We start from the raw sequence: 26,047 nt of genomic DNA, 5'->3' as shown, positions 1-26,047 counted from the left end.
GTCCTGAGCTTCCTCGTCTGGGCGCGTCCCGCGCACTGAGCGATGTTGAAGGGCCCCGATATCAGTTCTCTGGTGTCGGGGCCCTTCGGCGTGCCCGGTGGAGGTGCGGCTGCATGGGGACGATCAGCTCGCTCCGGTATCCCCCGGCGCTGGCTCCGCTAGCTGGTCCGGTTCCACTGGCTCACCCGGCTGCACTGGCTCGTCCGGCTCCACCGCCTCGACCTCCTCGACCGCCTCGACCGCCTCGACGAGCCATCGCTCGCCATTCCAGTGGAGGGTCAGCCGGACTTCGCGCGGGGCAGTCGCGGGAACGTGCGTGAGCTGCCCGGCGCGGTCCTCGAGCTCATGCTCTGCGGTCGAGGTGACCGCGCGCAGCACCACGGTGCCGTCGCCGTCCGGTCCCGCGAGCAGCTCCGCCTCATGGACCACCGGCCCACCGCCTCGGACCTGATGGCCCTGGTATGCGAGGCGGGTCTCCTCGTCAGCCGTGAACGCCTCACTCCCCGGCACAGCCACCGGCTGCGCGGATACTCCGGAGATGTAGGCGTGCCGGGCTCCGGCGACGTCTGCGACCAGGGCCCAGGGATCCTCGATCCGGGGCGCCCCGCTGGGCGGTGCTGGCGTCGCGACGGGAAGCTGTTCATGACCGGGAGCCTGCGCGGGACGCTCACTGGCCCACCACGCACCCATCGCCGCAGTGGATCCCAGCAGCAGAACCACGAGGGCACTCCCGACGGCAACTCGTCGCAGCGGAGGCTGACTCAGCACCTGACGGATCGCTGACAACCCGCGTCTCCCGGTCCCCGTCAGCGGGCCGACCAAGGTCCGAAGGCCAGCGGGGTGCGGCGTGCGGCGTCCGTACACGCCCACCGCTGCAAACTCGCCCCGCTCCCGCCGCCGGAGCCGGCGGGGTCGCGGCAGAGCCGCACCCGCGTGCTCCACCTCCGGACCCTCCACCCCGTCCGGCCCCTCCAGCTCCGCCTCGGCCTCCTGTCCGGACGCCGCTTGTCCGGACGCCGCTTGTGCGGCCGGCTCCATTAGCACTTCGGCAGCAGGGCCGGGACCGAGCAGCGAGCGTTCCTGAAGCGGCCAGGAGGGGGCCACGAGATCGATCCGTCGGCGCAGGGTCCGCTCCTGGTCCCCGAGCACCGAGTCGACCCAGCGGCGGTCAGCCTGCCGGGCGGAGAGCGTCTCATCCCGCCGCAGCCCGGCCAGGTCGAGGGCCACCACACTCCCGTCTGGACGGACACCGAGCCCCTGCCCCGGTCCCGCTCCCAGCACCCATCCCCGCTGATGGACCGCATCGATCAGATCATCGAGATCGTCCCGGGCCCGCGCGAGGGCGAGACGCTCAGCGGTAGGTGGGGCGCAGTCCTCGGCAGCCCGCCGGCCGGAACGACGCCGCAGAGGAGGTGCGGCTTCGCGAAGGTATCCGTCGTCCTCGATCTCGAGCACGTTCGGTGCCGCCGTGATCCCCGCGACCTCGAGCGTCGCCAGCAGCTGGAGCTCATCGCGGATGCTGTGGCGGGCGTCTTCATCCAGCCCCTTGACCTCCACCTGCTGGCCGTGCCCGGCAGATTCTCGCTGCCTCTCCTGCCGCGCCGTTCCGGCGCGAGGCGGGCTCACGCCCGGTCCGAACGTGCCGGGGCCCCGGTGGGAGCTCTCCTCGTCGTTCTCGTCCATGACAGCAGTGAACCGCATCGCAGTGAGCTCTCCGCGATTCATCCACAACGCGCAGGTGGGAGGCGGAGTAGCCTGGGTCGATGCTCGACGTGATCCGTCTCGGTTTCAGCGAACCCGTCCCCGGTGGGGACCGCCATGAGGAGTTCGGCCTGCCCCCGGGCCCGGTCGAGTACCGAGCCGCCTGGGCGCTGCAGCGCGAGCTCCACGCCGAGGTGGTCTCGGGCAGCCGTCCCGACACGCTGCTGCTGCTCGAGCATCAGGCGGTCTACACAGCAGGCAAGCTCACCGAGGACCACGAGCGCCCCCGTGATGGTGCTGAGGTCGTGGACATCGACCGCGGCGGGAAGCTCACCTGGCACGGCCCGCAGCAGCTCGTCGGCTACCCGCTGGTGAAGCTTCCGATCCCGATCGATGTGGTGGGCTTCGTCCGTGATCTCGAGCGGACCCTGATCGACGTCTGCGCCGCCGTCGGCGTGGCGACGATGCCGGTGGCCGGTCGCAGCGGCGTCTGGGTCGCGCCGGAGGGCGAGGAGTCGCGCAAGGTGTGTGCGATCGGCATGCGGGTCTCGAAGCGTGCCACGATGCACGGTTTCGCGCTGAACTGCGCGAATGATCTCTCCTGGGCCGCGAATGTGATCCCCTGTGGGATCGATGATGCCGGAGTGACCAGCCTCAGCCGAGAGGCCGGGCACCGGATCGCGGTTGCCGACGTGGTGGACATCGCCGCGACGGCCATGACCGAGCTCGTGGCGCACCGCACCTCGCCCCGCGTGGGCTGAGTGCCCTGGGACCTGGCCAGGTCGATAGACTCCAGGGAACGTCGAGATGAGGAGGCATCAGGGTGACATTCGCCCCCGAAGGCCGACGCATGCTGCGCGTCGAGGCTCGCAACGCCGAGGTCCCGATCGAGCGCAAGCCCGAATGGATCAAGACCCGGGCCGTGATGGGCCCGGAGTACACCGCAATGAAGAAGCGCGTGCATGGTCAGGGTCTCCATACGGTCTGCGAGGAAGCCGGCTGTCCGAACATCTTCGAATGCTGGGAGGACCGCGAGGCGACCTTCCTCATCGGCGGTGACACCTGCACGCGGCGCTGCGACTTCTGCAACATCGCCACCGGCAAGCCGATGGCCGTCGATCCGATGGAGCCCTTCAAGGTCGCCCAGTCCGTCAAGGAGATGGGTCTTCGCTACTCGACCATCACGGGTGTGGCCCGCGATGATCTCGAAGATGGGGCGGCCGGTCTGTTCGCCCGCACCTGCGAGCAGATCCATGCGATGAACCCGGGCACCGGTGTCGAGCTGCTGATCGATGACATCAAGGGCAACGGCCAGCACCTGCAGCAGGTCTTCGAGGCCAAGCCCGAGGTGTTCGCGCACAACCTCGAGACCGTCCCGCGCATCTTCAAGCAGATCCGTCCCGCGTTCCGCTACGAGCGCTCCCTCGACGTGATCTCGATGGGGAAGGAGGCCGGGATGATCACCAAGTCCAACCTCATCCTCGGGATGGGTGAGACGGATGAGGAGATCCTCGAGTCGCTGCAGCGTCTTCACGATGCCGGCTGCGACATCATCACCATCACGCAGTACATGCGCCCGTCGAAGCTGCATCACCCGATCGACCGCTGGGTCAAGCCCCAGCAGTTCGTCGAGCTGTCCCAGGCTGCTGAGGAGATGGGCTTCCTCGCGGTGATGGCCGGGCCGATGGTCCGCTCCTCCTACCGCGCCGGCAAGCTCTGGGCGCAGTCGATGCGGAAGCTCGGCCGCGAGATCCCGGAGAACCTCCGCCACCTCGATTCGAACCAGCCCGCCCGTCAGGAAGCTGCGAGCGTCGTCGCCCGCACCCAGCAGGCCGTCGCGAGCTGACGCCCGCCCGGCCCCGAGAGGACCCACCGCACATGGCTCGCAAGTCCGAGACCAAGCCCGAGAAGGGCACGAAGATGAACGCCGACGGCTCCAAGAAGCAGGGTCGGATCAAGCAGATCATCGAGGTGTACAAGTACACCCAGGAGATCGATCGCACCACCTTGCCGTGGATGATCGGTGCGATCCTCGGTGCGATCGCGCTGGGTGTCCTGGTGAGCTGGCTGGTGCTGAACAGCCCCTGGTACGGCATCTTCATGGGCCTGGCCATCGGTGTGCTGGTCGCGATGATGATCCTGGCCCGCAAGGCGGAGCGTGCCGCCTTCGGCCGCATCAAGGGTCAGCCGGGGGCGGCGCTCGCGGCGATGCAGTCGATCCGTCGCGGCTGGAACATCGACGAGGAGCCGGTCCAGATCGACCCCCGCAGCCAGAAGATGCTCTTCCGCGCCTCGGGCCGGGCGGGTATCGCGGTGGTCGCTGAGGACTCCTCTGCGACCTCCATGAAGCTGCTTGAGAAGGAGCGTCGCAGCATCCGTCGCGTGCTCCAGCACGACAACGTCCCGGTCCATCAGATCGTGGTCGGCGACGGCGATGGCGAGGTCCCGCTGCACAAGCTGCCCAGCCACATGCAGCGGATGAAGAAGCAGCTCACCAAGGATGAGGCCGCCCAGGTCACGAAGCGGCTGAACGCTCTGCGCCGCTCGCTGCGGCAGTCAATCCCTAAGGGCGTCGACCCGATGCGCGCCCGCCCCAATCGCAAGGCGATGCGAGGCCGCTGAGCCCCTCTCCCCTGCTGTGAAGCCCCCGCCTGGAGTTCCAGACGGGGGCTTCGTCGTGCCCAGTCGGGCGAGGCCTCCTGCTGGGCCGCTCCACGTGCGGGCGCGGCCCCACCTGCGCGCACTGACCCTCCTGCGGGCTCGGCTCTCCTGTCGGCGCGGGCCTCCCATCGGCACGGGCCTCCCGTCGGCGCTGCCATCAAGCTGACGCGGCTCTCCTGCTGGCGCCGCCCGCCGGCCACCACGCCGTTACCGTCCCGTTACCTCCGTGATCTTTTCGTGACATTGACTATCGTCGCAGGTCAGCGGCTTGAGGAGGGGCGATGTCCATGAAGGGTCGGAGCGCACAGCGGCCGCGGATCGGGCACCTCGGAGGCCAGCTGTCGCGCCTCAGACGGGGATGGACAGCTCAGACGGTGACGACAGCCGTACCCGCGGCCACGTCGTGCAGCGGCTGCGCGTCCTTGTTCCAGACCACCGTCGGGAGCAGCAGCAGGATCATCCCCGTGCGGATCATGGACCTCAGCAGCATCGGGCTGCGCCCGCGGACGGGCCGCACTCGCAGCTTCAGCACGAACTGTCCCACGGTTGCCCCGAAAAGCGTCAGGAACAGCACGTTCATCGCCACGAAGAGCACCAGGTTCGCCAGCGCATCACCGTCGAACACGAGCGCCGAGGCCAGCATGCACAGCCCCCAATCGATCACCACCGACAGCGGCCGGCGCCAGAACGGCGCCACGGAACCGGGCCCTTCCGCGGGCAGCCCGATGGAGGAGCCCTTGACGTAGCCGGTCTCGTGGGGGGCGCCTTCGAGCCAGGCACCGAGGTCCTTGCGTTCGATCACGAGCACGACCATAGTGCGCCGATCTGGGAGCGCCGGTTCCCGGAGTGCTGCGGGACACAGCATTAGGATTGGGCGCACCCGAGCTCAGGTCCCTTGGGGGCCGACGGAGCTCATCAGGTGACGCCCATCGGGGTCAGACAGCACAACACGCGCCACGGGCGCGAATGGAGGGCATGTGTTCAACAATCCCAGCGAGGTCGTGAAGTACGTCGAAGAAGAGGGTGTCGAGTTCATCGACATCCGGTTCTGCGACCTTCCCGGCGTCATGCAGCACTTCAACATCCCCGCGAGCACCTTCGACGCGGAGGCCATCGCGACCGGCCAGCTCTTCGACGGCTCCTCGATCCGCGGATTCCAGGCGATCCACGAGTCGGACATGAAGCTCGTCCCGGATCTGGAGACCGCCTATCTCGATCCCTTCCGCGAGCGCAAGACCCTCATCATCAACTTCTCGATCGTGGACCCGTTCACGGATGAGCCGTACTCCCGCGACCCCCGCACCGTGGCGTCGAAGGCCGAGGAGTACCTGAAGTCGACCGGCATCGCCGACACTGCGCTGTTCGCCGCGGAGGCCGAGTTCTACATCTTCGACGATGTGCGCTTCAAGACGACGGTGAACTCCGGCTTCTACAGCATCGACTCCGACGAGGCGGTCTGGAACACCGACCGCGACGAGTCCGAGTTCGGCGGCAACCAGGGCTACAAGACGCGCCTGAAGGGCGGCTACTTCCCGGTCCCGCCGAACGATCAGATGGCGGATCTGCGCGATGAGATCTGCGCTGTGCTGGAGGAGACCGGCCTGCAGGTCGAGCGGGCCCATCATGAGGTCGGCACCGCAGGCCAGCAGGAGATCAACTACCGCTTCAACACCCTGCTGCAGGCAGCGGATGACGTCATGAAGTTCAAGTACGTCGTCAAGAGCTGCGTGTGGGATGCCGGCAAGACGGCGACCTTCATGCCCAAGCCCCTGTTCGGCGACAACGGTTCGGGGATGCATACCCACCAGTCGCTGTGGAAGGACGGCGAGCCGCTGTTCTACGACGAGCGCGGCTACGGCGGACTCTCCGACATCGCCCGCTGGTACATCGGCGGGATCATCGAGCACTCCCCCTCGCTGACGGCCTTCACCAACCCCACGGTGAACTCCTTCAAGCGCCTGGTGCCCGGCTTCGAGGCGCCGGTGAACATGGTCTACTCGGCTCGCAACCGTTCCGCCGCGATCCGCATCCCGGTCACCGGTTCCTCGCCCAAGGCCAAGCGCGTCGAGTTCCGTGCGCCGGACCCCTCGGCGAACCCGTACCTGGCCTTCGCCGCGCAGCTGATGGCCGGCATCGACGGCATCCGCAACCGCATCGAGCCGCCGGAGCCGATCGACAAGGATCTGTACGAGCTGCCGCCGGAGGAGCACAAGCAGATCAAGCAGCTGCCCGAGTCCCTCGGAGCAGCACTCGATGCCCTCGAGGCCGACAACGACTACCTCACCGAGGGTGACGTCTTCCCGGCCGATCTCATCTCGACCTGGATCGAGCTCAAGCGCACCACAGAGATCGATCCGTTCCGCTACCGCCCGCACCCGCACGAATTCGAGCTCTACTACGACATCTGAGTTCGACTCGTCTGAGGATGGGCCCCTGCTCCGCGTCGCCGCGGGCCGGGGGCCCTTCTCGTTCACCGCACTCGTTCACAGCCCTCGTTCACCGCGTCGTGGGCCAGCCCTCCTGGACCCGACTGGCCCCAGAGCCTCGGAGGGTGTGGAATAGGGGCATGAGCAGTATCGAGATCACCGTCATCGACCGCGAAGGCGTCGAAAACCCCGGCGTCGAATGGGAGGACGACGAGTCCCTCATGGAATGCCTGGTCCGCAACAGCTTCCCGATCCTCGCGATCTGCGGAGGGAACGCCTCCTGTTCCACCTGCCACTCCTTCCTCGACCAGGTCTCCTTCGAGACCGCAGGCGAGATCGATGAGGACGAGGCCGATGTGCTGGACAGCCTGACCGAGGCGGAGCGCGAACCCACCTCCCGGCTGACCTGTCAGATCGCCTGGGACATGGATCTCGCGGGTGCAGTGGTGCGGATCGGCCCGTTCTGATCCTTGGCTCCCGGTGAACCTCAGCTGGCTCTGAGTCACCGTCGGTGCCGGGCCGCGGGTGCTCCCGCCCCGGTCCGCACCCACCACGGCCACTGAGGTTCAGCTCTCCGGATCGTCCCCGAACACCCGCACCTCCTGGGCGCAGCGGCAGGCGACGGCAAGCTTCTGGGCCCAGTCCAGCGCTTCCTCCCGGTTGGCCAGCTCGAGTACGGCATAGCCGCCCTCGATGTGGCGGGTCTCGGCGTAGGTGCTCTCGAGCACCGTGCCGGTGCCGTCGACCATGACGGGCGGCACGCTCTCGTCGATTCCGCCTCCGAACACCCACACGCCAGCCGCCTTCGCCTCGCGCACCACGGCGTGGGAGGCGTCTGCGGCTGCCTGCAGGTCGGGTCCTCGCACGGTCATCGCACTGCTGGGGAAGGAGATCAGGTACTTCGACATCGGGTCCGCCTCTCGTCGGCCGCGGAGTATTCGTCCCGCGGGGTCACGTGCCTGCGTCCGGGCAGTCTCCTCCCCGCGCGCGAGCGCCGCTAGCCCGCTGCGAGATCCCGTCGCCGCAGGAGCAGCAGCCCCGCCACCACGAGCACAGCTGCCAGTCCGCCCATCACCAGCAGCGGCAGGCTCTCGAACTCCGCCGACGGCAGCAGCGGGACGTGGCTCAGCGGGGAGAGGTCCTTCACCCCGTCGGGCAGTCCCAGCATGTCGCCGAGGAAGGTGACCAGCGCGGTGAAGACGACCAGCAGCCAGGCGAGGCCCGTGGCGCGCAGATGCAGTCCGTAAGAGGCGAGGGCGAAGGCACCGTAGAGCGCGATCGCGGGCAGGTACGCAAGAGCGGCGAAGGTCATGTCCCCGATCCAGGAGATGTCATCGGTCGCGGCCCACACGCCGATCCCCACCCCGACGCCGAGCAGCACCTGCATCAGCGCGACCTCGACCAGCACGACCAGGAACCACATCACGGCCAGGCGCACGCGGGAGGTCCCCGCCACCAGCACCCCGGCCAGACGGCCGGCGACCTCCTCGGTGCGCATCCGCAGCACCCCGGAGACGATGAGGGCGGCGGGCCCGATCGCGAGCATCATCAGCACGAAGGCGGAGAACGAGCCGGTGAGGTCATCCAGCGAGATGGGAGCGAACTCCTGGATCGTCGGCATCTCCTCGACGAGGTCCGTGAGCGAGGAGGCGAGGGAGCCGAAGGCGAGGGAGAACAGGAACAGTCCGATGCCCCAGGCGAGCATCGACCCGCTCACCAGACGCCGGGCGAGACCGCCGGGAGCCAGCAGTGCGGATGACGCGCGGCGCGGCCCGCCCGAGGCAGCTCGCAGCCCGGCGCCCACATCACGGCGGCGGGACAGCGCCCCGGCGAGCACCAGCAGGGCGATCACCGCCGCGAGGGAGACCAGCAGCGGCCACCAGCGCAGATCCACGAAGACGCGGGTCTGCTGAGCCCAGGTCAGCGGCGAGAGCCAGGAGAGCCAGGAGCCCTGCCGGTCGATCACGTCGCCGATGCCGCGCACCATGAACGCGAGGGCCAGCAGCCCGAGCGCCATCCCGGAGGCGGTGCCGGCATGCTCGGTGACCTGCGCGGCGACAGCTGTGATCGCGGCGAAGACCATCCCGGTCAGCGCTGTCGCGAGGCCGAGCGCAACAGACCCCGCGACCTCTCCGCCCATGGCAAGGGTGCCGATGGTGATGGCCGCGCCGAGTGCGAGGTTCGCGGCGGTGACGATGAGGAGCGCGGCCACGGCGGGGGCGAGCCTGCCGGTGGGCAGCGCCCGGATCATCTCCAGGCGCCCGGCCTCCTCCTCTGCGCGGGTGTGGCGCACGGTCAGCAGCACGCTCATGATCGCGGCCGGTATCAGGATGTAGAGGAAGAGCTCATTGGCCACCATCGCCCAGAAGGTGTACTGCTCGGTGGCGAAGAACGGCCCGGTCATCATGACGGCCGACGGGTTGTCCAGCAGCATCGCCCGCGCATCGAGCGCCCCTTGATCGGGGTAGGCCTCCTGCATCGCGTAGATCGAGGCGGGCACGAGGACGAGCAGGGCGAGCGTCCAGACGATGATCGCGCGGCGTGAGATCCGCCCGTAGAGCCGCACCAGGGAGCCCAGACCCGTCAGCGGCGATCCCGCCACCGGTGGGGCCCGATGCGTGTGCAGTGCGGGCGTGCCGGTCACGGCGCTCATGACTCCTCCGTCCCGGTTCCGCGGGGCCCTGCAGTGAGGTCATCTCCGTAGTGGCGAAGGAAGAGGTCCTCGAGCGAGGGCGGGGTGATCGTCAGCGCGGTGACGTCCATCCGGGTCAGCGCCGGCAGGACGTCGTGCATAGCGGCGTCGTCGACGTCGAAGCGGAGCCGATCGCCGTCGACCACGAGGTCGTGGACGCCGTCCAGGGCGGTGAGTCGGGCGGGATCCGCGCTCGAGGTGGCCGCGACGGTCGAGCGGGTCAGGTGCCGCAGCTGGGCGAGGGTCCCGGATTCGACGTCCTTGCCGGCGCGGATGATCGTCACCGTGTCGCAGAGCTTCTCGACCTCGGCGAGGATGTGGCTGGACAGCAGCACGGTGCGGCCATCGGCCCGCAGGCGGGCGACCTCGTCGGTGAAGATCGCCTCCATCAGGGGGTCCAGGCCCGAGGTGGGCTCGTCCATGATGTACAGGTCCACGTCCCGAGACAGCGCTGCGACCAGGGAGACCTTCTGCCGGTTGCCCTTGGAGTAGGTGCGGGAGCGTTTGGTGGGATCGAGCTCGAAGCGCTCGATGAGCTCGCTCCGGCGACGCTGGTGGGCGGCGCCCTTCTCGCCGCGGGTGAGCACGTCGATCGCCTCTCCCCCGGTGAGGTTCGGCCAGAGGTTCGTATCTCCCGGCACGTAGGCGAGTCGGTGATGAATCTGCACGGCGTGGGACCACGGATTCATGCCGAGCACCTCGGCGGTGCCCGAGCTGGCCCGCAGCAGTCCGAGCAGGACGCGGATGGCGGTGGACTTCCCGGCGCCGTTGGGTCCGAGGAAACCGGTGACCTGGCCGCGGGGCACGGTGAGGTCGAAACCGTCCAGGGCTCGGGTGGTGCCGAAGGTCTTGGTGAGACCTCGGACCACGACGGCGGCATCGGTGGTCGGCGGCGCATCGGTGGGGGCCGGAGCATCGGTGGTCGGCGGGGCATCGGTAGTCGCCGGAGCTGAGCCGGTGCGGCCGGCGGCGGGGTCGGGGTCGGGGGCATGGGCAGTGTTCATGAGGTGTTCCCTTCGGTGGTTGTCGGGGTGTGGTCGCCGCTCGCTGCGGCAGTGCGATAGGCATCCAGCAGCGAGCTGTCCTGCAGCAGGGGCGTCGTGAAGAGCTCGAGCATCGGGAGCATCAGCGAGTCGGTGTAGCTGCGCAGCCAGGTGGGGAGGTCGGCGAGATCGAGATGGTCCCGCTGGGCGGGCAGCTGGAGCAGCAGTGCGCCGAGTGCCATCTCCGTGAGCACGCGGGCGCGCGCCACAGGATCGCGGCTGGGGCTGATCAGCCCGGCGTGCACGCCCTGCTCGAAATAGTCGGTGGCGTCGACGACGAAGTCCGCGACCAGCTGCTGTGCCAGGGGTCCGCCGGCCTGGAGCCGGCGCAGCACGTAGCCGACCACCGGGGCGTAGCGTTCGGTCTCGGCGAGCTGGGCGAGCATCACCCCGGAGCCGCCGGTGAAGGCGTCGAGCTTGTTCTCGTGGGTCACCTCGAGCGCCTGTCGGTCGCACGCCTCGAGGAGGCGCTCACGAGAGCCGTAGTGGTGGATGATCAGACCCGCGCTGACCCCGGCGTCCTGGGCGACGGCACGCAGTGGCGCGCTGAGCCCGTCGACGGCGAAGCGCTGCAGAGCGGCGCGAAGGATGCGCTCCTCGGCAGGTGGGGTGGGTTCCATGGGCGCTCCCTCGGCTCGCTTCGAGCCTCGAACAGAGGCTCCATTGAACTGACGTTCAACACCCTATACGCGTGTTCAATGTAGGGCAAGGGAAAATCACAGAACGTCCGTAGCGTGCTCGCCGCGGACTGGTGCGGGGAACGGGCAGGGAGGGCCTCCCGCAGGGCGTCAGCCCAGAGTGTCGAGCCCGCCCTTGCTGCGCAGCAGCGAGAGCAGCAGATCCTTGGGCCCGTCGGCCGGCTCGAGCGCACACTCGTCGGGCTCGAAGGACCAGGCCGCGCGCAGGGAGCGGAACACCTCGAACTCGGCGTCCCCGGTGCGCAGCGGCACCGCCTTGTAGCCACCGGCTTCGGGCAGGTGGATGATGAACGCGCCGGTCAGCTCGGGCATCTCGCGCGTGGTGCCGTCGTCGTCCAGCAGCAGCTCGGCGCGGCACACGGCGACCCCCTGCAGGGCGTAGTCTCCGCGCACCTTCTTCGAGGTCTTGATGTCTGCGCTGAGCACGGTGTTGCCGATCTTCACGATCGCATCGGTGGTGCCGGCGTAGCCCACGGTGTGGTTCACGACGGTCTGCTCGATCTCGAGGAACTCGGGCTGATAGTCCTCGAGGAAGCGGCCATAGCCGTCCAGGCGCACCTCGGCGCGGGAGATGAGGGCCCGGGGATCCTTCTCGTCGGCGAAGCTGCCGTGCGCGGTGCGCATCTGGTCGATGAGCGCTCCGAGGTGGGCGGCATCGGGACGGGCGCCGCTGGTGCTCCAGTCCTCGCAGGCGGTGTGCACGAGGGTGCCGAAGTCTGCGGCGGAGCGGGTGTACTCCGGGGCGGCCGCCGCGATGCGCTTCTGCGTTCCCCAGCGGTCACGGGTCACCCGGGAGATCTCTGCGGAGGCACGCTGCGGGTTCCGGTCCAGCCAGGCATACATGTCCAGCGCCCGCTTGGAGGCCATCGTCGCGTACCAGCCCTGCAGGAAGTCCTTCGCACGCGCTCCCGCGACCGTGGTGATCGAGGGGTACATGAGCGGCCCGTCGGGCTCGAGTCGGTACATGCGGCCGCGCGGGGTGTCAGCGCTGAGAGAGGGCGTGGTCATGAGTCCTCAGGAGGGGAACTGGCGTCGCCAGGGCGACGAGGATGATGGACGACGCCCACCGTACGCCGCGGCGCGCACAGGTGAGCCCAGCCGGTGCGCGGACGCGCCGGGCCGCTCCCCGGATCACACGCGAGCCGCTCATTCCTCCTCACCGAAGATGAGCCGCTCGGCGATGATCCTGGCCCGACGGGTCAGGCGGAAGTAGCGCTCTTCGAGCTCGGAGGCGGAACCATCCTCGCCATCGATCAACAGCGCCAGGGCGCGCAGGTCGTGACGGTCAGTGGGCAGCACATCCCCCTCGCGGCCCTTCCACAGGAACAGTCCGCGCCGGATCTGCCAGGCCAGGGTCCAGGCATCGGTGAGCTCCTGGGCCTCGCGGGCGGTGAGCAGGCCCGCTTCCGCGGCGGCCGTGAGCTGGTCGAGGGTGCGGGGCGTGCGCAGCCCCTCGACCTCGTGGCCGTGCTCAAGCGCCAGGATCTGGGCGGACCATTCCACGTCCGTCATCCCGCCCCGGCCGAGCTTCACATGGAGAGAGGGATCCGTGTTGCGGGGCAGCCGCTCGGACTCCACCCGCGCCTTCATCCGGGTGATCTCACGGCGGGCCGACTCCGGCAGCCCGCCCTCGGGATAGCGGTAGCGGTCCATCTCCTCGCGCAGCTGCTCGGCGACCGCTTCGGAGGCGACCACGGGCCGTGCCCGCAGCAGGGCCTGCTTCTCCCAGGTCTCCGCGTCGCGGCGGTAGTAGTCGCTCCAGGAGTCGAGGCTGCGGGCGAGCGGACCCACCTTCCCCTCGGGGCGGAGGTCCGCGCTGACCCGCATGTCTGAGCGTGCGGTCGGGGCGTTGAGGATCTTCTGGATCTGGGCGGCGACCGCACCGGCGATCTCGACCGCAGACTTGCCGGCGCCGCGGTCGATCACGACGAACTGGACATCGGCGTCGGAGGAGTACCCCATCTCGCGGGCTCCGAAGCTGCCCATTGCGATGATCGCCATCTCGATCCCCAGCGCCCGTGCCGGGTCGGAGCGCTTCTCGCGCAGGCGCAGTGCGGTCTCGACATCCACCTCCGGCTCGCTGTCGAGGGTCTCGGCGTCCTCCCCCACCACCTCCCGGTGCCGGGCCACGACGTGCAGGGCGACCAGCATTCCGGCCTCGAGCACCGCCTCGGCGAGGTCGGTCAGGGCCCGAGCGACCACGGCCGGGCTCGCCACGCCGGTGAGGTGGGCGAGGGCGATGCGCAGCAGTTCGCGGTTGCGGGTGCGGCGCAGCACATCACGGGCCACCTCCGCGTCATCGACCCGGGAGATGACGGCGAGGAACTCCCGCCCCAGCACGTCGCGGGCGAGGGGGCGCAGCTGTTCGTCGCGGGCGAGCCAGCGGACCCCTTCGGGGATCCGCTCGAGCTGCTCGCCGACGTAGCGGCCGGAGGCGAGCACCCGGGTGAGTCGTTTGGCGGCGAGGCCGGAGTCGCGCAGCAGGCCCAGGTACCAATGTGCGGAGCCGATCGTGTCCGAGAGCCGGCGGAAGCCCAGCAGGCCGAGGTCCGGGTCGACGCCGTCAGCGAACCATTCGAGCATGGCGGGCAGCAGCTGACGCTGGATCTTCGCGCGGCGGGAGATGCCCTCGGTGAGCGCGGAGATGTGGTCGAGCGCCCGGGAGGGGTCGCGGTAGCCGATCGCCGAGAGGCGGGCGGCGGCGTCCTCCTGGCTCAGTCGGATCTGCCCGTCGCTGAGCTGCGAGGCGGTCAGCAGCAGCGGCCGGTAGAAGATCTCCTCGTGCAGCTGCCGCACCCGGCGCCGTGTGTGCTGGTAGCGCTGATGGAACTCATCGGTGGACAGGCCCAGGCTGCGGGCGAGACGGCGCAGATCGGAGGCTGCGGTGGGCAGCACCTGGGTGCGGCGCAGGCGGTGCAGCTGGAGGCGGTGCTCGACGCAGCGCAGGAAGCGGTAGGCCTCGTCCATCTCCGCGACGTGGTCCCGCGAGATGTAGCCGCCCTCTCCGAGCCGGGCGAGGGCATCGAGGGTGGAGCGGCCCTGGAGCACCTCGTCGGCGCGGCCATGCACCATCTGCAGCAGCTGCACGGTGAACTCCACATCCCGCAATCCGCCCGGTCCGAGCTTGAGATTCCGCTCGACCTCGGCGCGCGGGATGTGGGCCACCACCCGCCGTCGCATCGCGCGGGCATCCTCGACGAAGCCGTCCCGGGTGGAGGCCTGCCACACCCAGGGCTCGACCATCGCCTCGAACTCGAGCCCGAGCGCGTGGTCCCCGGCGGCCGCGCGTGCTTTCAGCAGCGCCTGGAACTCCCAGGACTTCGCCCACTCGGTGTAATAGCGGCGGTAGGAGGGGACGGTGCGCACGAGGGGTCCGTCCTTCCCCTCGGGGCGGAGGTTCGCATCGACCTGCCACAGCGAGCCCTCACCGGTGCGCTCGGAGCAGGCCCGGGCGAGCTCGCGGGCCAGGGCCGCGCCGATCGCGATGACGTCTCCCTCCCCCTCATCACCGTCCTCAGGGCGCTGTGCGGGGGCGACGACATGCATGACGTCGACGTCGGAGATGTAGTTGAGCTCGCGGGCACCGGTCTTGCCGAGCGCGATCACCGCCCAGCGCACCTTCTCGTGGCCTTCGATGGTCGCCCGCGCGATCGCCGCGCCGGCCTCGAGCGCCGCATCGGCAAGGTCGCTGATCGCGGCGGAGACGCGGGGTTGGAGCGCTGTCGGGTCCGTCGCGCCGACGTCCGCGGCAGCGATCTGCGCGAGCCGGCCGTGATAGGCGATGCGCAGGGCATCTCGCATCTCGCGGCCGCCGTCACCGGCGACGGGGACGTCCGCCGCGGGATCTGCCCCGACGGCCTCGAGCAGGGTGCGCCGGATCTCGGTCGCGGTCATCGTGAGCTCGTCGTCGCCCTCGCGCAGCAGGCTCAGATGCTCGGGATGGCGCGCCAGGAAGTCTCCGAGAGCAACAGAGGTGCCCAGCAGGGTGATGAGGCGATGCCCGGGTGTGCCCGCCGTCCCGATGCCGCCGAGGAACCCCTCCATCAGCGGCTGCTGCCCCGCCTCCTGCGCGGCTTCGGCCAGTCGCAGCAGGCCCAGCACCGCGTCGTCGCCGTCGGCGGTGCGGCCCAGGGCCCGGGCGGCGTCGCCGCCGAGTCCGGCCAGGGCCGGTTCGGCGAGGAAGCGGCGCACTCGGTCGGTGCTGCTGAAGCCGAGGCGCGCGAGGGCCCCGGTGGTGGTCGACGGTTCGCTGCTCACGTGCTCTTCTTTCACTGACGCGGCCTACACTCACGCGGCTCTCACTCACGCGACTTCCAATGACGCGGCGTTTTCAGCGCCGGTGTCCTCAGACCCGGCTGAAGGTCGACCGCAGCTCGTAGTCGGTCACCTGCTCGCGGTAGCGCTGCCATTCCTGGCGCTTGTCCCGCAGGAAGAACTCGAAGACCTGCTCGCCGAGCGTGCTGGCCATCAGCTCGGAGCTCTCGAACACCTCCAGGGCACGGAAGAGGTCGGAGGGCAGGGGGTCGATGCCCATGGCCCGCCGTTCCCGCTCGGAGAGATCCCAGACCGCGTCCTCCGCCCCCTCGGGCAGCTCGTACTCCCCCTCGATGCCCGCCATCCCGGCGGCCAGCAGCACCGAGAAGGCGAGATAGGGGTTGGCCGAGGAGTCCAGTCCCCGGAACTCCACGCGGGAGCTGGTGCCCTTGGTGGGCTTGTGGAAGGGCACCCGCACCAGGGCGGAGCGGTTGTTGTGCCCCCAGCACACATAGCTCGGCGCCTCCTGCGCACCCCACAGGCGCTTGTAGGAGTTCACCCATTGATTCGTCACCGCGCTGTACTCCGGTGCGTGGCGAAGCAGCCCGGCGATGAACTGACGACCGGTGCGTGAGAGCCCGTATTCGGCACCCGGCTCGTGGAAGGCGTTCTTGCCGCCCTGGAAGAGCGAGAGGTGGGTGTGCATGCCGGAGCCGGGCTGGTCGATCATCGGCTTGGGCATGAAGGTGGCGACCTGGCCCATCGACAGCGCGACCTCCTTGACCACGGTGCGGAGGGTGACGATGTTGTCCGCCGTGGTGAGCGCGTCGGCGTAGCGCAGATCGATCTCGTTCTGACCGGGTCCGTTCTCGTGGTGGGAGAACTCGACCTGGATGTTCATCGCCTCCAGGTGCTGGATCGCGGTGCGCCGGAAATCCTGGCCCTGCCCTCGATGGACATGGTCGAAATAGCCGGCGTTGTCGATCGGGCGCAGCGCCTCTCCCTGTGCATAGGGCTCCTCGAAGAGGTAGAACTCGATCTCGGGGTGGGTGAAGAACTCCAGCCCCTTCTCCTCCGCACGGCCCAGGGCCTGGCGCAGCACCCGCCGCGGGTCCGAGGCGGCCGGCTCCCCGTCGGGGGTGAGCACGTCGCACATCATGCGACCGGTCGCGTTGGTCTCCCCCCGCCAGGACAGCAGCTCGAAGGTGCCGGGGTCGGGGCGCAGGAGCATGTCGGACTCGAAGCTGCGGGTCAGACCCTCGATGGTGGAGCCGTCGATGCCGATGCCCTCGGTGAAGGCGGTCTCGAGATCCGAGGGGGAGATCGCGATGGACTTCAGCGTCCCCGCGATATCGCAGAACCACAGCCGGATGAAGCGCACGTCCTGATCGGAGACGGTGCGGATGACGTCATCGTGGAGATGTCCCATGCGACCAGTGTGCCTCAGGCCCCCCACCCGGAGATGACAGAGCGCCCCGGCATCCGGATGCTGGATGCCGGGGCGTCGATCTCACGGGAGGGACGCTCAGATGTAGTCGCTGCCGTCGATGTACCACTGGCCGTCATCAGCCTTGAGGAATGTCATCCCGCCATCCTGACCCATCACGCTGACCCCGGCGGTGCCGTCTCCGTTGTCGACGCCCTCGAACATCGAGCGATCGAGCGCATCGAACATGGAGGGATCGACGCCTTCTGCCCCGGCCTCGCCCTCGAAGCCGATGGCGCACTGCTCGAGCACGGTGCCCTCCAACGGTTCGTCGGTCAGCGGGTTGAGGATCAACGCGCACGCCGCAGTGCCATCGCTCTGGGCGGCGGCCTGCAGGAACTCGAAATAGCGGTCACCCACTGCGGTGAGGTCCTCTTCGCTGAGGGCCTCGCCGGCTGTGGCGTCGTCGCCCTCGCCAGCAGCTGCGTCGTCACCCTCGCCAGCAGCTGCCTCGTCGCCCTCGGAGTCCGTGCCCTCGTCGGTGCTCGCTTCGCCGCCGTCCTCCTCGGTCTCGGCAGGGTCGGCCTCCTCGGCGGGCTCGCCCTCCTCCTCGGCGGGCTCCTCCTCCGAGACCGCGGGGTCCGTGGTCTCGGCATCCCCGCCACCGCAGGCAGCGGCCCCGACGATGATGGCAAGGGCCCCCAGCCCTGCAGCGGTCCCACGAACTGTCCTGCGCATGATCGACGTCATGATGCTGTCCTCCCTCTGGATGCCGACGCGGATGCCGACACCGCTGAGCGTGGCACAGCAGCGGCCGCGCTGTCGTTGGGGAGAACTCCCCATGGCGCACCTTCTCGAGGCGTCGTACCAGGCTCAGAAGGGGAGGGAGAAATACCATTCCTGGTCGTCGCCCTGCACCATCGGGATGTCCAGCGGCTCCCCGAGCAGGCTCAGCGAGACGGTGCCGTCACCGTTGTCGACAGCCTCCACCATCGAGGTGTCGATCACGTCGAACCGGCCCGGCACCAGCAGCTCGGAGTAGGAGGCGAGGGCGGGTTCCACCCCGTCGGCGCATTCCTGGAGCCGCTCTCCCTCGGGGGCAGTACGGGTGGTGGGATCCAGCACCAGGGCGCATGCCGCGTCCCAGTCCTGGTCATCCAGCAGCTGCAGACCCTCGACGAATCGCTGCGAGGCGGCCTCGAGCTGCTCGTCGCTGAACGGGCTGCCGGCGACCTGCCCCCCGCCGTCGCTCGCAGCGGGGGTGCTCTCCTCAGCGGTCGCAGGTCCGGGTGCATCCTGCGGCGAGGTGCTGGCCCGCGGTGACTCGGGCGGTTCGTCCTCACCGCCGGTGCAGGCCGCGGCGCCCAGCGCGAGCGCCAGCATCCCGGCGCCCGCGGCGATGCGGCGGCCGATGCCTTGCTTCCTCGATCTCACGTCGCCTTCTCCTCCTGGCCGACCGATGAGTGGGTCGGCACCAGAGTGGCACACTCCGGGACCTCCTGCGGCAGGAGACCGGCGACCGGGCGAAGGCGCTGTGGGGTGGCCCCGACGGCGATAGGCTGGAGCGCAGTTCCCCACCCGTTCACTGCCCAGGAGCGCCTTGTGAGCACTGAGTCCCCCGCCTCTCCGGCGAAGATCCGCCTGCGTCATCTGCAGCTGGCCAAATCGCAGGGACAGCCTTTCGCGATGCTCACCGCCTATGACCAGTTCGCCGCTCAGATCTTCGAGGCGGCAGGCATCGAGGTGCTGCTGATCGGGGATTCCGTGGGCAGCACGGTGCTGGGCCACTCCTCCACCACCGCGACCACCCATCAGGACATGCTCACCTTCACCGCTGCGGTGGCCCGCAGCGTGCACCGACCGCTGGTGATGGCGGACCTCGCCTTCGGGACCTATGAGAGCGGGCCGACGGATGCGCTGCGCCATGGCGTCGAGCTGATCCGCGCGGGCGCCGAGGTGGTCAAGCTAGAAGGTGGGGTGGAGGTCACCGCGCAGGTCCGGGCGCTGGTCGATGCCGGGATCCCGGTGTGTGGCCATCTCGGCTTCACCCCGCAGTCGGTGAACTCGCTCTCGGGCCACCGGGTCCAGGGCCGTGACGAGGCCGGCGCCGAGAAGCTCCTCGCCGATGCCCTCGCCCTCGAGGAGGCAGGAGCCTCCGCCATCGTGCTCGAGCTGGTCCCCGCCGCGCTCGCCGCACGCGTGACCGAGGCGGTCTCCGTTCCCACCATCGGGATCGGCGCCGGGCCGAGCTGCGACGGCCAGGTGCTGGTCTGGCAGGACATGGCCGGGCTCTCCGGCTTCCAGGGCAAGTTCGTGAAGGCGTTCGCGGATCTGCGCGGAGATCTCCAGCAGGCCGCGCAGCAGTACCGCGCCGAGGTCCGGGAGCGCAGCTACCCGGGTCCTGAGCACTCCTTCGAGTGAGCCGGGAGGCTCAGCGCGCGCCGTCGGGCTTCGCCGGCGGGGTGCCGTAGTCCTCCCACTTCTCGTCGGCCTCCTCCCACTTCTCATTGCGGGCGGCAGCGGTCTGCAGTGCCCGCTCCGCCTCCTGTCGGGTCGCGTACGGCCCCATCAGGTCCGTGCCGGGGGACTGCTGCCCCTCCTCCACGTTCCCGGTGCTGAGGTTGTAATAGAACTGCGTGCCCTCGCTCACGTCTGGCTCCTTCTAAGTCGGTGAGAGACTGGTGGACATGACTGTAGAGCAGGAATGGACCCGTCCAGAAGGCCGCGCGCTGCTGGTGCCCGGCACCATCGGCCCCCGTCGCAGCGTGCCGGCGCGCATCGAGCGCCCCGAGTACGTCGACAAGGACGAAGCGGTCTCGGACAGCGGTCCCCGCGTGCAGACCCCTGAGGTGATCGAGCGGGTGCGCGAGGCCTCACGCATCGCCGCTCTCGCCCTGCAGGCCGCTGGCGAGGCGGCTCAGCCGGGGGTGACCACGGACCGGATCGACGAGGTCGTCCACCAGGTGCTGATCGAGCACGGCGCCTACCCCTCGACGCTGGGCTACCTGGGCTTCGAGAAGTCCTGCTGCACGAGCCTGAACGAGGTCATCTGCCACGGCATCCCGGACTCGACCGTGATGGAGTCCGGGGACATCCTCAACGTGGACGTCACCGCCTTCATCCATGGAGTGCATGGGGACTGCAACGCCACGTTCGCGGTGGGCGAGATCCACCCCCGCGCGCAGGATCTGATCACCGTCGCGCACGAGACGATGATGCGCGGCATCAAGGTCGCCAAGCCCGGCCGTGAGGTGAACGTGATCGGTCGCGTGATCGAGAAGTACGTGGCCCGCCACGGCTACGAGTCCGTGCAGGACTACACCGGCCACGGCGTCGCCGAGGGCTTCCACAACGGGCTGATCATCCCCCACTACGACTCCGCTCCGATGTTCGACGACGTCATCGAGGAGGGCATGACCTTCACGATCGAGCCGATGGTGACGATCGGTTCGCAGGACTGGGAGCAGTGGGACGACGGCTGGACCGTCGTGACCAAGGACCGCTCCTTCACCGCGCAGTTCGAGCACACGATGGTGATCACCGCCGAGGGGCCCGAGCTGCTGACCGTCGTCTGAGGCGGCGCGGACCGCGCGCCGCCGCCACCGCTGCGCCGGGTATTCTGAACCGTTGTGAGCACCGCCACGTCCGGTGCACAGATCCGCGGGGCCTCTTCGCGCCCCGCCCACGGCAACCAGGAGACACGATGAGCAAGAAGGCCTTCGGGATCGACATCGGCGGCAGCGGCATCAAGGGCGCCCCGGTGGATCTGGCCACCGGTGAGCTCCTCGCGGAGCGGGTGCGGATCGCCACCCCGCAGCCTTCCACCCCCGACGCCGTCGCCGACACGGTCGCAGAGCTGATCGCCTCCTTCGACATCGACGACGATATGCCGGTGGGTGTCACCTTCCCTGCCGTGATCCAGGCCGGGGTGGCCCAGACCGCCGCGAACGTGGACAAGTCCTGGATCGGGACCGACGTGGACGCGCTGCTCACCGAACGCACCGGCCACGACGTGTTCGTGGTCAACGACGCCGACGCCGCCGGGATCGCCGAGATGACGTTCGGCGCCGGCCAGGGCACCTCGGGGGTGGTGCTGGTGGTCACGCTGGGCACCGGCGTGGGCAGCGCGACCTTCGTGGACGGGCGGCTCGTGCCCAACACCGAGCTCGGCCACCTGCTGCTGCACGGGGACTCCGCCGAGAAGTACATGGCCAGCTCCATCCGTGAGAAGGAGGACCTCGACTGGGAGACCTGGGCCGGCCGGCTCCAGGAGTACTTCTCGCACGTCGAGTTCCTCTTCAGCCCCACCCGGATCATCGTCGGCGGCGGTGTGTCCAAGAAGCATCAGAAGTTCCTGCCGCTGCTGGATCTCAAGACCGAGATCGTGCCGGCGGAGCTGCGCAACGAGGCCGGGATCGTCGGCGCCGCAGCCCTCGCCCGCCACGAGCAGAAGTCACTGAAGAAGGCCGCGAAGAAGGCTGGGAAGACGTCCGACGGAAAGTCAGACGAGAAGTCCGCCAAGAAGGCTGCGAAGAAGGCCGCGGAAAAGTCCGAGCAGCAGGCGGGGGAGAAGGAGAAGGTCAAGCGCGAGGCAGCGAAGTAGGCCGCTGCCTTCTGCCCCCTGCACACGGCTCGCGCCGCGCCCCTTCAGGGTCGCGGCGCCTGGGCCCCGAAGGGCGGACCAGCCGGCCTATAAGCCGGGTTCTGTAATCGGCAGCCATCCCTCTACGATCGCCGTTGCCGACGACCTCCAGCGGTCTACCCAGGGACTCGGGCCGGCGCCCTCGAACATCCCCTGTCTGACCTTGCTCCCGGTGGGGTTTACCGTGCAGACCTCGTCACCGAGGCCGCGGTGGTCTCTTACACCACCCTTTCACCCTTACCGCCGCTCCCCGAGGGGTGCGGCGGCGGTCTGCTTTCTGTGGCACTGTCCCGCGGATCACTCCGGGTGGGCGTTACCCACCACCGTGCCGGATGGAGCCCGGACTTTCCTCGGCCCCGAGGCCGGAGCCTCGAGGACGCGGCTGCCCGGCCGACTGGTCCGGCTGCAGTCTACGGGCAGCAGCGGTCTCGACTGCACTCGCAGGGGCACTGACCGCGCGCACTCGCCGCTCTCACCCGCACAGACCCGCACCGACCGCGAGCTGGAGCACGGGCTGGAGCACGGGTTGGACAGGGCCGACGTGCGGAACCTCTCCCCGAGCCCTGACCAGCGGGCGCGCGCGGCGGGACCAGAATGGTCGGATGCTGATCCTGCTGCCGCCCTCGGAGACGAAGACCCGCCCCCCGGAGATCACCGCGGGTCGGCTGGATCTCGAGGAGCTCTCGCGCCCGGCCCTGTTCGAGGCGCGGCAGACGATGCTGCGGGCTGCCCAGCGCACGGCTGCGGGAGCTGATGCCGCGCTCCGCCTCGGCGTCCCGGCCTCCGCACCGGAGCTGGTGGGGCGCATGCTCCATCTCGAGCAGGAACCCGTCGACCGGCCGCTCACGGTCTACTCAGGGGTGCTCTACGACCAGCTCTCAGAGGGCCTCTCCCCTGCTGCGGACCGTCAGGTGCTCGTGCAGAGCGCCCTGTTCGGGCTGGTCGACGCCGCTCATGACCGCATCCCCGCCTACCGGCTCTCCGCCGGGTCCTCGCTCTCCCGGCTGGGCAAGGCGGGCACGTGGTGGGCCCGGCAGCTGCGGCCTCTCGCCGCGCAGCTGCGAGCCGAGCAGGCCGAGAGCGGCTCTCCCCTGGTGATCGACTGCCGCTCGGGCTCGTACCGGTCGATGATGCCGATGCGCAGCGGAGACGGGGTGCGGGTGCTCGACGTGGCACCCGTGCAGGAGCGCGCTGGTGTGCGCAAGGTGATCTCCCACGACGCGAAGCGATATCGCGGACTGGTCACGCAGGTGCTGATGGATCTGGAGCGCGCACCGGCCACGCCGGATGAGGCCGTCGACGCGGTCAGCTCCGGGTTGCCCGGCCTGCAGGTCGAGCTCGACGGCGACACCCTCGTCCTGGTGGATCGCGCGGCCTGAGCTCAGCCGGCGCGGCCGCCCCAGGGGTCGGTGGTGTGCTCGCTGAGGAGCACCTCGAGGCCTGGCACCGCGGTCTCGAGCAGGTCCTTCGCGAGCGGAAGCCAGAGCGCCTCGCTCGCGGCATGGGGCACATCGATCAGGGCCGGCACCACCGCGGGATCAGCGGCCGATTCGAGATGCTCGAGCGCCGGATGGTGGCGCAGGTCCGAGGTGATGTACACATCGACCTCGGCGCCGGCGGCGGCGTCGAGGAAGGAGTCCCCGGCCCCCGGGCAGACGGCGACGCGGCGCACCGGACGGTCGGCGTCACCGGTGTGAAGGATTCCGCGGGCGGTCGCGGGGACGAGGCCTGCGATCGCGGAGGTCAGCTCCCCCACCGTGGTGGGCGCGGGGAGGGTGCCCACGGCGCCGAGTCCGAAGCGGTGGGAGCCGTGCGCCGCCTCCGCGGGCACCTCCCCCGGGATCAGCGCGGAGGCGTCCTGCAGGCCGAGCTGCGAGATCCATGCTCCGACGGTGCCGCGGGTGGAGCGGTCCACGTTCGTGTGCCCGCACCACAGGGCGGTGCCGTGCCGCAGCAGGTGGGTGACCACGGCGCCCTTGCCGTCGTCGGCCGGGAGGAAGCTCGCGCCGCGCAGCAGCAGAGGATGGTGGGTGACCAGGAGCTCTGCGCCTCGGTCCACCGCCTCGCGCGCCACCGCGACCGTCGGATCCACCGCCAGCAGCACGCGCTGCACGGCGGCGCCCCGCTCCCCCAGCACCAGGCCCACCCGGTCCCAGGACTCCGCCCACGCGAGCGGGTAGGCGTCCTCGAGGGCGCCGATCACGGAACCGACGGTCATGTTGCCGGCAACCCGGTGGCTCTCCACGACGCTCACGCTCCCAGCATCTGTGCTTCGACCAGTGCCGCCTGGTAGGCCTTCCAGGGCATCAGCACACACTTCACGCGGGCAGGGAACTTCGCCGCGCCGAGCAGCGCGATGCTGTCGCCGATGAGGTCCTCGTCGCCCTCGAGCCGCCCCCGGGAGCGCATGGCCGCCTCGAAGTGGTCCTGCGCGGGGGCGACCTCCTCGATGGTGCGACCGATCAGCAGGTCCGCCATCATCGAGGCGGCGGCGCGGCTCATCGCGCAGCCGACGGCGTCATAGGAGATGTCCTCGATCCGCTCACCCCCGTCGGCGAGCTGCAGACGAAGGGTGATCTCGTCCCCGCAGGTGGGGTTCACGTGATGGACCTCGGTGGAGAACGGCTCGCGCAGCCCGGCATGCAGGGGGCGCTTGTCGTGCTCGATCACGAGCTCGGTGTACAGGGCGGACAGCTGGCTGCTCATGAGAGGGATCCGAAGAAGTCGATGGTGTGGGCGACGCCGGCGATGAAGGCGTCGACCTCGGCGGCGGTGGTGTGGACGGAGAAACTGGCACGAGTGGTGCCGTGCACGCCGTAGCGGCGATGCAGGGGCCATGCGCAGTGGTGCCCCACACGCACCTCGATGCCCAGCGAGTCGAGCACCTGGCCGACGTCATGGGGATGCCGGCCGGCGACGTCGAAGGCCACCGCGCCCGTGCGTGACGGGGACGCCGCAGGGCCGATGATCCGCACCCCGTCGATCGCGGCGAGGCCGGTCAGCGCCTGCTGGGTGAGCGCCTGCTCATGGGCGGCGATCCGCTCCATCCCGAGAGCGTCGAGATAGTCGCAGGCCGCTGCGAGCCCCACGGCCTGCGAGATCGGCGGGGTGCCGGCCTCGAAACGGGCGGGCGGCTCGGCGAAGGTGGAGCGCTCCATATCGACCAGCTCGATCATCGAACCGCCGGTGAGGAAGGGCGGCATCTCGGCGAGCAGCTCGTAGCGTCCCCACAGCACACCGATCCCGGTGGGGCCCAGCATCTTGTGCCCGGACGCGGCGACGAAATCCACCCCGAGCTCAGCGACGTCGAAGGGCATGTGCGGCGCGGACTGCGCGGCATCCAGCACAGTGAGGGCGCCGACGGCGCGCGCGGCCTCGACCAGCGTGCCGACCGGGTTCACGGTGCCCAGCACATTGGACTGATGGGTGAAGGCGATGACCTTGGTGCGCTCGGTGACCAGCGAGTCGAGATCGGTGAGGTCGAGGGTGAACTCGTCAGTCACCGGGATCCAGCGCAGAGTCGCGCCGGTGCGCCGGGCGAGCTCCTGCCAGGGCACCAGGTTCGCGTGGTGCTCCATCTCCGTCACCAGGATCTCGTCCCCCTCGCGCACCCGCAGCCGGGCCGGGGTGGACTCGTCGCCGTTGCCGAGTGAGTATGCGACCAGGTTCAGCGCCTCGGTGGCGTTCTTGGTGAACACCACCTCGTCCGGAGAAGGGGCGCCGAGGAAGTCCGCGATGCGTTCGCGGGCATTCTCGTAGGCGTCGGTTGCGAAGCCCGCCATCCGATGGGCGCCGCGCTTGACCGCGGCGTTGTCGCTGAGGAGGTAGGCGACCTCGGCATCGATCACCTGCTGGGGGCGCTGCGAGGTGGCACCGCCGTCGAGGTAGATCAGGGGGGTGTCCGGATCGAGCATCCGGGTGAGGATCGGGAAGTCTGCGCGAATCGTCTCGACGTCGAACTCTCTGCTGGGTGCACTCACCTGCGCGGCTCCTCCTTCAACGGGGCTCCGGCCGAGGCCCCGCGAGCTGCGGAGCACGCCGGTCATGGCTGCCCTGCCAGTATAGGAAGCGTCCAGGTGGACGGGCCGGGCCGTGAGACCCTGTGCACAGTCCCTGACCCCTGCGACCTTCCGGAGGCACCGCCATCACGAATCTCATCCTGCTCGCCATGGCCGTGGCAATTCTGGTCTCGGTGGTCGTCCTGGTCGGACAGCTCCTGGTGCGGCGCCAGCGCGCCCGCGAAGAGTGGGAGAAGTCCGGACGGCCAGAGGCCCCCGAGCGCACCCATGAGGAGAAGATGCGGGACCGACAGACCGCGATCACCTGGGGCTGCCTGGTCGTCGCCGTGCCCGTGGTGCTGGTGCTGCTGTACACGATCACCCGCTGAGCGCTGCAGCGGCGACAAGCAGCCAGGGAAGTTCCGGTGGGTCGTGAGGGGCTCGAACCCCCGACCTCCTGGGTGTAAACCAGGCGCTCTGACCAACTGAGCTAACGACCCGGGCGG

Annotated in this window: 25 protein-coding genes, 1 tRNA gene and 1 other RNA gene; 10 read left to right on the top strand and 17 right to left on the bottom strand. The window is 69.5% G+C overall.

Going from position 1 to position 26,047, the window contains the following annotated elements; all coding sequences use genetic code 11:
- Window positions 1–123: 123 nt before the first annotated feature.
- On the bottom strand, window positions 124–1,683 hold the full coding sequence (locus ACT3UF_RS18560) for a hypothetical protein (protein ID WP_442331681.1): 1,560 nt from the start codon (window positions 1,681–1,683) through the stop codon (window positions 124–126).
- Between the two features lie 80 nt (window positions 1,684–1,763).
- Here ACT3UF_RS18560 and lipB point away from each other — a divergent pair, with 80 nt between their 5' ends.
- The 3 genes from lipB (at window position 1,764) to ACT3UF_RS18545 (ending at window position 4,323) form a co-directional block, all read left to right on the top strand.
- The gene (lipB, locus tag ACT3UF_RS18555; RefSeq protein WP_441442987.1) at window positions 1,764–2,462 is read left to right on the top strand and encodes a lipoyl(octanoyl) transferase LipB; all 699 of its coding nucleotides are present in this window, start codon (window positions 1,764–1,766) and stop codon (window positions 2,460–2,462) included.
- Window positions 2,463–2,524: 62 nt separating this feature from the next.
- Window positions 2,525–3,547 (top strand): lipoyl synthase, encoded by a 1,023-nt coding sequence (gene lipA / locus ACT3UF_RS18550; RefSeq protein WP_441442986.1) that lies wholly within the window; start codon window positions 2,525–2,527, stop codon window positions 3,545–3,547.
- Between the two features lie 32 nt (window positions 3,548–3,579).
- On the top strand, window positions 3,580–4,323 hold the full coding sequence (locus ACT3UF_RS18545) for a DUF4191 domain-containing protein (protein WP_441442985.1): 744 nt from the start codon (window positions 3,580–3,582) through the stop codon (window positions 4,321–4,323).
- A 406-nt stretch (window positions 4,324–4,729) separates the two neighbouring features.
- Here ACT3UF_RS18545 and ACT3UF_RS18540 read toward each other — a convergent pair whose 3' ends face one another.
- Complete coding sequence (locus ACT3UF_RS18540) at window positions 4,730–5,164, bottom strand: RDD family protein (protein ID WP_441442984.1); 435 nt, start codon at window positions 5,162–5,164, stop codon at window positions 4,730–4,732.
- Between the two features lie 175 nt (window positions 5,165–5,339).
- On the opposite strand from ACT3UF_RS18540, the gene glnA reads away from it, so the two are divergent.
- Window positions 5,340–6,770: a type I glutamate--ammonia ligase gene (glnA, locus tag ACT3UF_RS18535; RefSeq protein ID WP_441442983.1), complete on the top strand. Its 1,431-nt coding sequence runs from the start codon at window positions 5,340–5,342 to the stop codon at window positions 6,768–6,770.
- Window positions 6,771–6,928: 158 nt separating this feature from the next.
- Entirely contained in the window at window positions 6,929–7,255 is a 327-nt protein-coding gene (locus ACT3UF_RS18530; protein WP_441442982.1) for a 2Fe-2S iron-sulfur cluster-binding protein, read from the top strand.
- A gap of 99 nt (window positions 7,256–7,354) precedes the next feature.
- On the opposite strand, the gene ACT3UF_RS18525 is transcribed toward ACT3UF_RS18530, so the two are convergent.
- From ACT3UF_RS18525 to ACT3UF_RS18485, 9 genes are all read right to left on the bottom strand, one after another.
- Entirely contained in the window at window positions 7,355–7,696 is a 342-nt protein-coding gene (locus ACT3UF_RS18525) for a YciI family protein (protein ID WP_441442981.1), read from the bottom strand.
- 89 nt (window positions 7,697–7,785) lie between these two features.
- Window positions 7,786–9,441 (bottom strand): ABC transporter permease, encoded by a 1,656-nt coding sequence (locus tag ACT3UF_RS18520; RefSeq protein WP_444501876.1) that lies wholly within the window; start codon window positions 9,439–9,441, stop codon window positions 7,786–7,788.
- A complete protein-coding gene (locus ACT3UF_RS18515; RefSeq protein ID WP_444501877.1) occupies window positions 9,438–10,484 on the bottom strand; it encodes an ABC transporter ATP-binding protein in 1,047 nt (348 codons plus the stop codon). Before ACT3UF_RS18515 ends, ACT3UF_RS18520 begins: the two co-directional genes overlap by 4 nt.
- Complete coding sequence (locus tag ACT3UF_RS18510) at window positions 10,481–11,143, bottom strand: TetR family transcriptional regulator (RefSeq protein ID WP_444592119.1); 663 nt, start codon at window positions 11,141–11,143, stop codon at window positions 10,481–10,483. Before ACT3UF_RS18510 ends, ACT3UF_RS18515 begins: the two co-directional genes overlap by 4 nt.
- 168 nt (window positions 11,144–11,311) lie before the next feature.
- Window positions 11,312–12,229, bottom strand: a complete 918-nt coding sequence (locus tag ACT3UF_RS18505; protein WP_442331685.1) for a PD-(D/E)XK nuclease family protein — start codon at window positions 12,227–12,229, stop codon at window positions 11,312–11,314.
- 138 nt (window positions 12,230–12,367) lie between these two features.
- Complete coding sequence (locus tag ACT3UF_RS18500) at window positions 12,368–15,478, bottom strand: bifunctional [glutamine synthetase] adenylyltransferase/[glutamine synthetase]-adenylyl-L-tyrosine phosphorylase (RefSeq protein WP_444501879.1); 3,111 nt, start codon at window positions 15,476–15,478, stop codon at window positions 12,368–12,370.
- A gap of 88 nt (window positions 15,479–15,566) precedes the next feature.
- Window positions 15,567–16,904: a glutamine synthetase family protein gene (locus ACT3UF_RS18495; RefSeq protein WP_441442975.1), complete on the bottom strand. Its 1,338-nt coding sequence runs from the start codon at window positions 16,902–16,904 to the stop codon at window positions 15,567–15,569.
- Between the two features lie 96 nt (window positions 16,905–17,000).
- On the bottom strand, window positions 17,001–17,651 hold the full coding sequence (locus tag ACT3UF_RS18490; RefSeq protein ID WP_441442974.1) for a hypothetical protein: 651 nt from the start codon (window positions 17,649–17,651) through the stop codon (window positions 17,001–17,003).
- A 123-nt stretch (window positions 17,652–17,774) separates the two neighbouring features.
- Window positions 17,775–18,335 (bottom strand): hypothetical protein, encoded by a 561-nt coding sequence (locus ACT3UF_RS18485; protein WP_441442973.1) that lies wholly within the window; start codon window positions 18,333–18,335, stop codon window positions 17,775–17,777.
- A 168-nt stretch (window positions 18,336–18,503) separates the two neighbouring features.
- On the opposite strand from ACT3UF_RS18485, the gene panB reads away from it, so the two are divergent.
- Window positions 18,504–19,322 carry a 3-methyl-2-oxobutanoate hydroxymethyltransferase gene (gene panB, locus ACT3UF_RS18480; RefSeq protein ID WP_441442972.1) on the top strand — a complete coding sequence of 273 codons (819 nt, stop codon included), beginning with the start codon at window positions 18,504–18,506 and terminating at the stop codon, window positions 19,320–19,322.
- A gap of 10 nt (window positions 19,323–19,332) precedes the next feature.
- Here the strand turns inward: panB and ACT3UF_RS18475 are convergent, their stop codons facing one another.
- Complete coding sequence (locus ACT3UF_RS18475; protein ID WP_441442971.1) at window positions 19,333–19,551, bottom strand: SPOR domain-containing protein; 219 nt, start codon at window positions 19,549–19,551, stop codon at window positions 19,333–19,335.
- 37 nt (window positions 19,552–19,588) lie between these two features.
- Here ACT3UF_RS18475 and map point away from each other — a divergent pair, with 37 nt between their 5' ends.
- Together map and ppgK are read left to right on the top strand one after the other, a co-directional pair.
- Window positions 19,589–20,476, top strand: coding sequence for a type I methionyl aminopeptidase (gene map, locus ACT3UF_RS18470; protein ID WP_441442970.1), 888 nt, complete (start codon window positions 19,589–19,591; stop codon window positions 20,474–20,476).
- A gap of 128 nt (window positions 20,477–20,604) precedes the next feature.
- Window positions 20,605–21,504: a polyphosphate--glucose phosphotransferase gene (ppgK, locus tag ACT3UF_RS18465; protein WP_441442969.1), complete on the top strand. Its 900-nt coding sequence runs from the start codon at window positions 20,605–20,607 to the stop codon at window positions 21,502–21,504.
- A 74-nt stretch (window positions 21,505–21,578) separates the two neighbouring features.
- On the opposite strand, the gene rnpB is transcribed toward ppgK, so the two are convergent.
- Window positions 21,579–21,941: RNase P RNA component class A (gene rnpB, locus ACT3UF_RS18460), an RNA gene on the bottom strand.
- A 204-nt stretch (window positions 21,942–22,145) separates the two neighbouring features.
- Here rnpB and ACT3UF_RS18455 point away from each other — a divergent pair.
- Window positions 22,146–22,922 (top strand): YaaA family protein, encoded by a 777-nt coding sequence (locus ACT3UF_RS18455; protein ID WP_441442968.1) that lies wholly within the window; start codon window positions 22,146–22,148, stop codon window positions 22,920–22,922.
- Between the two features lie 2 nt (window positions 22,923–22,924).
- On the opposite strand, the gene ACT3UF_RS18450 is transcribed toward ACT3UF_RS18455, so the two are convergent.
- The 3 genes from ACT3UF_RS18450 to ACT3UF_RS18440 are packed head-to-tail and all read right to left on the bottom strand — an operon-like array spanning window position 22,925 to window position 25,523.
- Window positions 22,925–23,761 carry a Nif3-like dinuclear metal center hexameric protein gene (locus tag ACT3UF_RS18450; protein ID WP_442331699.1) on the bottom strand — a complete coding sequence of 279 codons (837 nt, stop codon included), beginning with the start codon at window positions 23,759–23,761 and terminating at the stop codon, window positions 22,925–22,927.
- Between the two features lie 32 nt (window positions 23,762–23,793).
- Window positions 23,794–24,249, bottom strand: a complete 456-nt coding sequence (gene sufU, locus ACT3UF_RS18445; protein ID WP_441442966.1) for a Fe-S cluster assembly sulfur transfer protein SufU — start codon at window positions 24,247–24,249, stop codon at window positions 23,794–23,796.
- Entirely contained in the window at window positions 24,246–25,523 is a 1,278-nt protein-coding gene (locus ACT3UF_RS18440; protein WP_442331688.1) for an aminotransferase class V-fold PLP-dependent enzyme, read from the bottom strand. The genes sufU and ACT3UF_RS18440 overlap by 4 nt, the downstream gene beginning before the upstream one ends.
- A gap of 188 nt (window positions 25,524–25,711) precedes the next feature.
- On the opposite strand from ACT3UF_RS18440, the gene ACT3UF_RS18435 reads away from it, so the two are divergent.
- Window positions 25,712–25,930, top strand: coding sequence for a hypothetical protein (locus tag ACT3UF_RS18435; protein WP_441442964.1), 219 nt, complete (start codon window positions 25,712–25,714; stop codon window positions 25,928–25,930).
- Window positions 25,931–25,967: 37 nt separating this feature from the next.
- On the opposite strand, the gene ACT3UF_RS18430 is transcribed toward ACT3UF_RS18435, so the two are convergent.
- A tRNA-Val gene (locus tag ACT3UF_RS18430) sits at window positions 25,968–26,041 on the bottom strand.
- Window positions 26,042–26,047: the final 6 nt, after the last annotated feature.

Origin of the sequence: Brachybacterium sp. AOP24-D1-21 (genome assembly GCF_052378665.1) — a bacterium.
Lineage (GTDB): Bacteria > Actinomycetota > Actinomycetes > Actinomycetales > Dermabacteraceae > Brachybacterium.
Note: the sequence above shows the minus strand (reverse complement) of the source record. Positions and strands in the feature narration are given on the sequence as shown.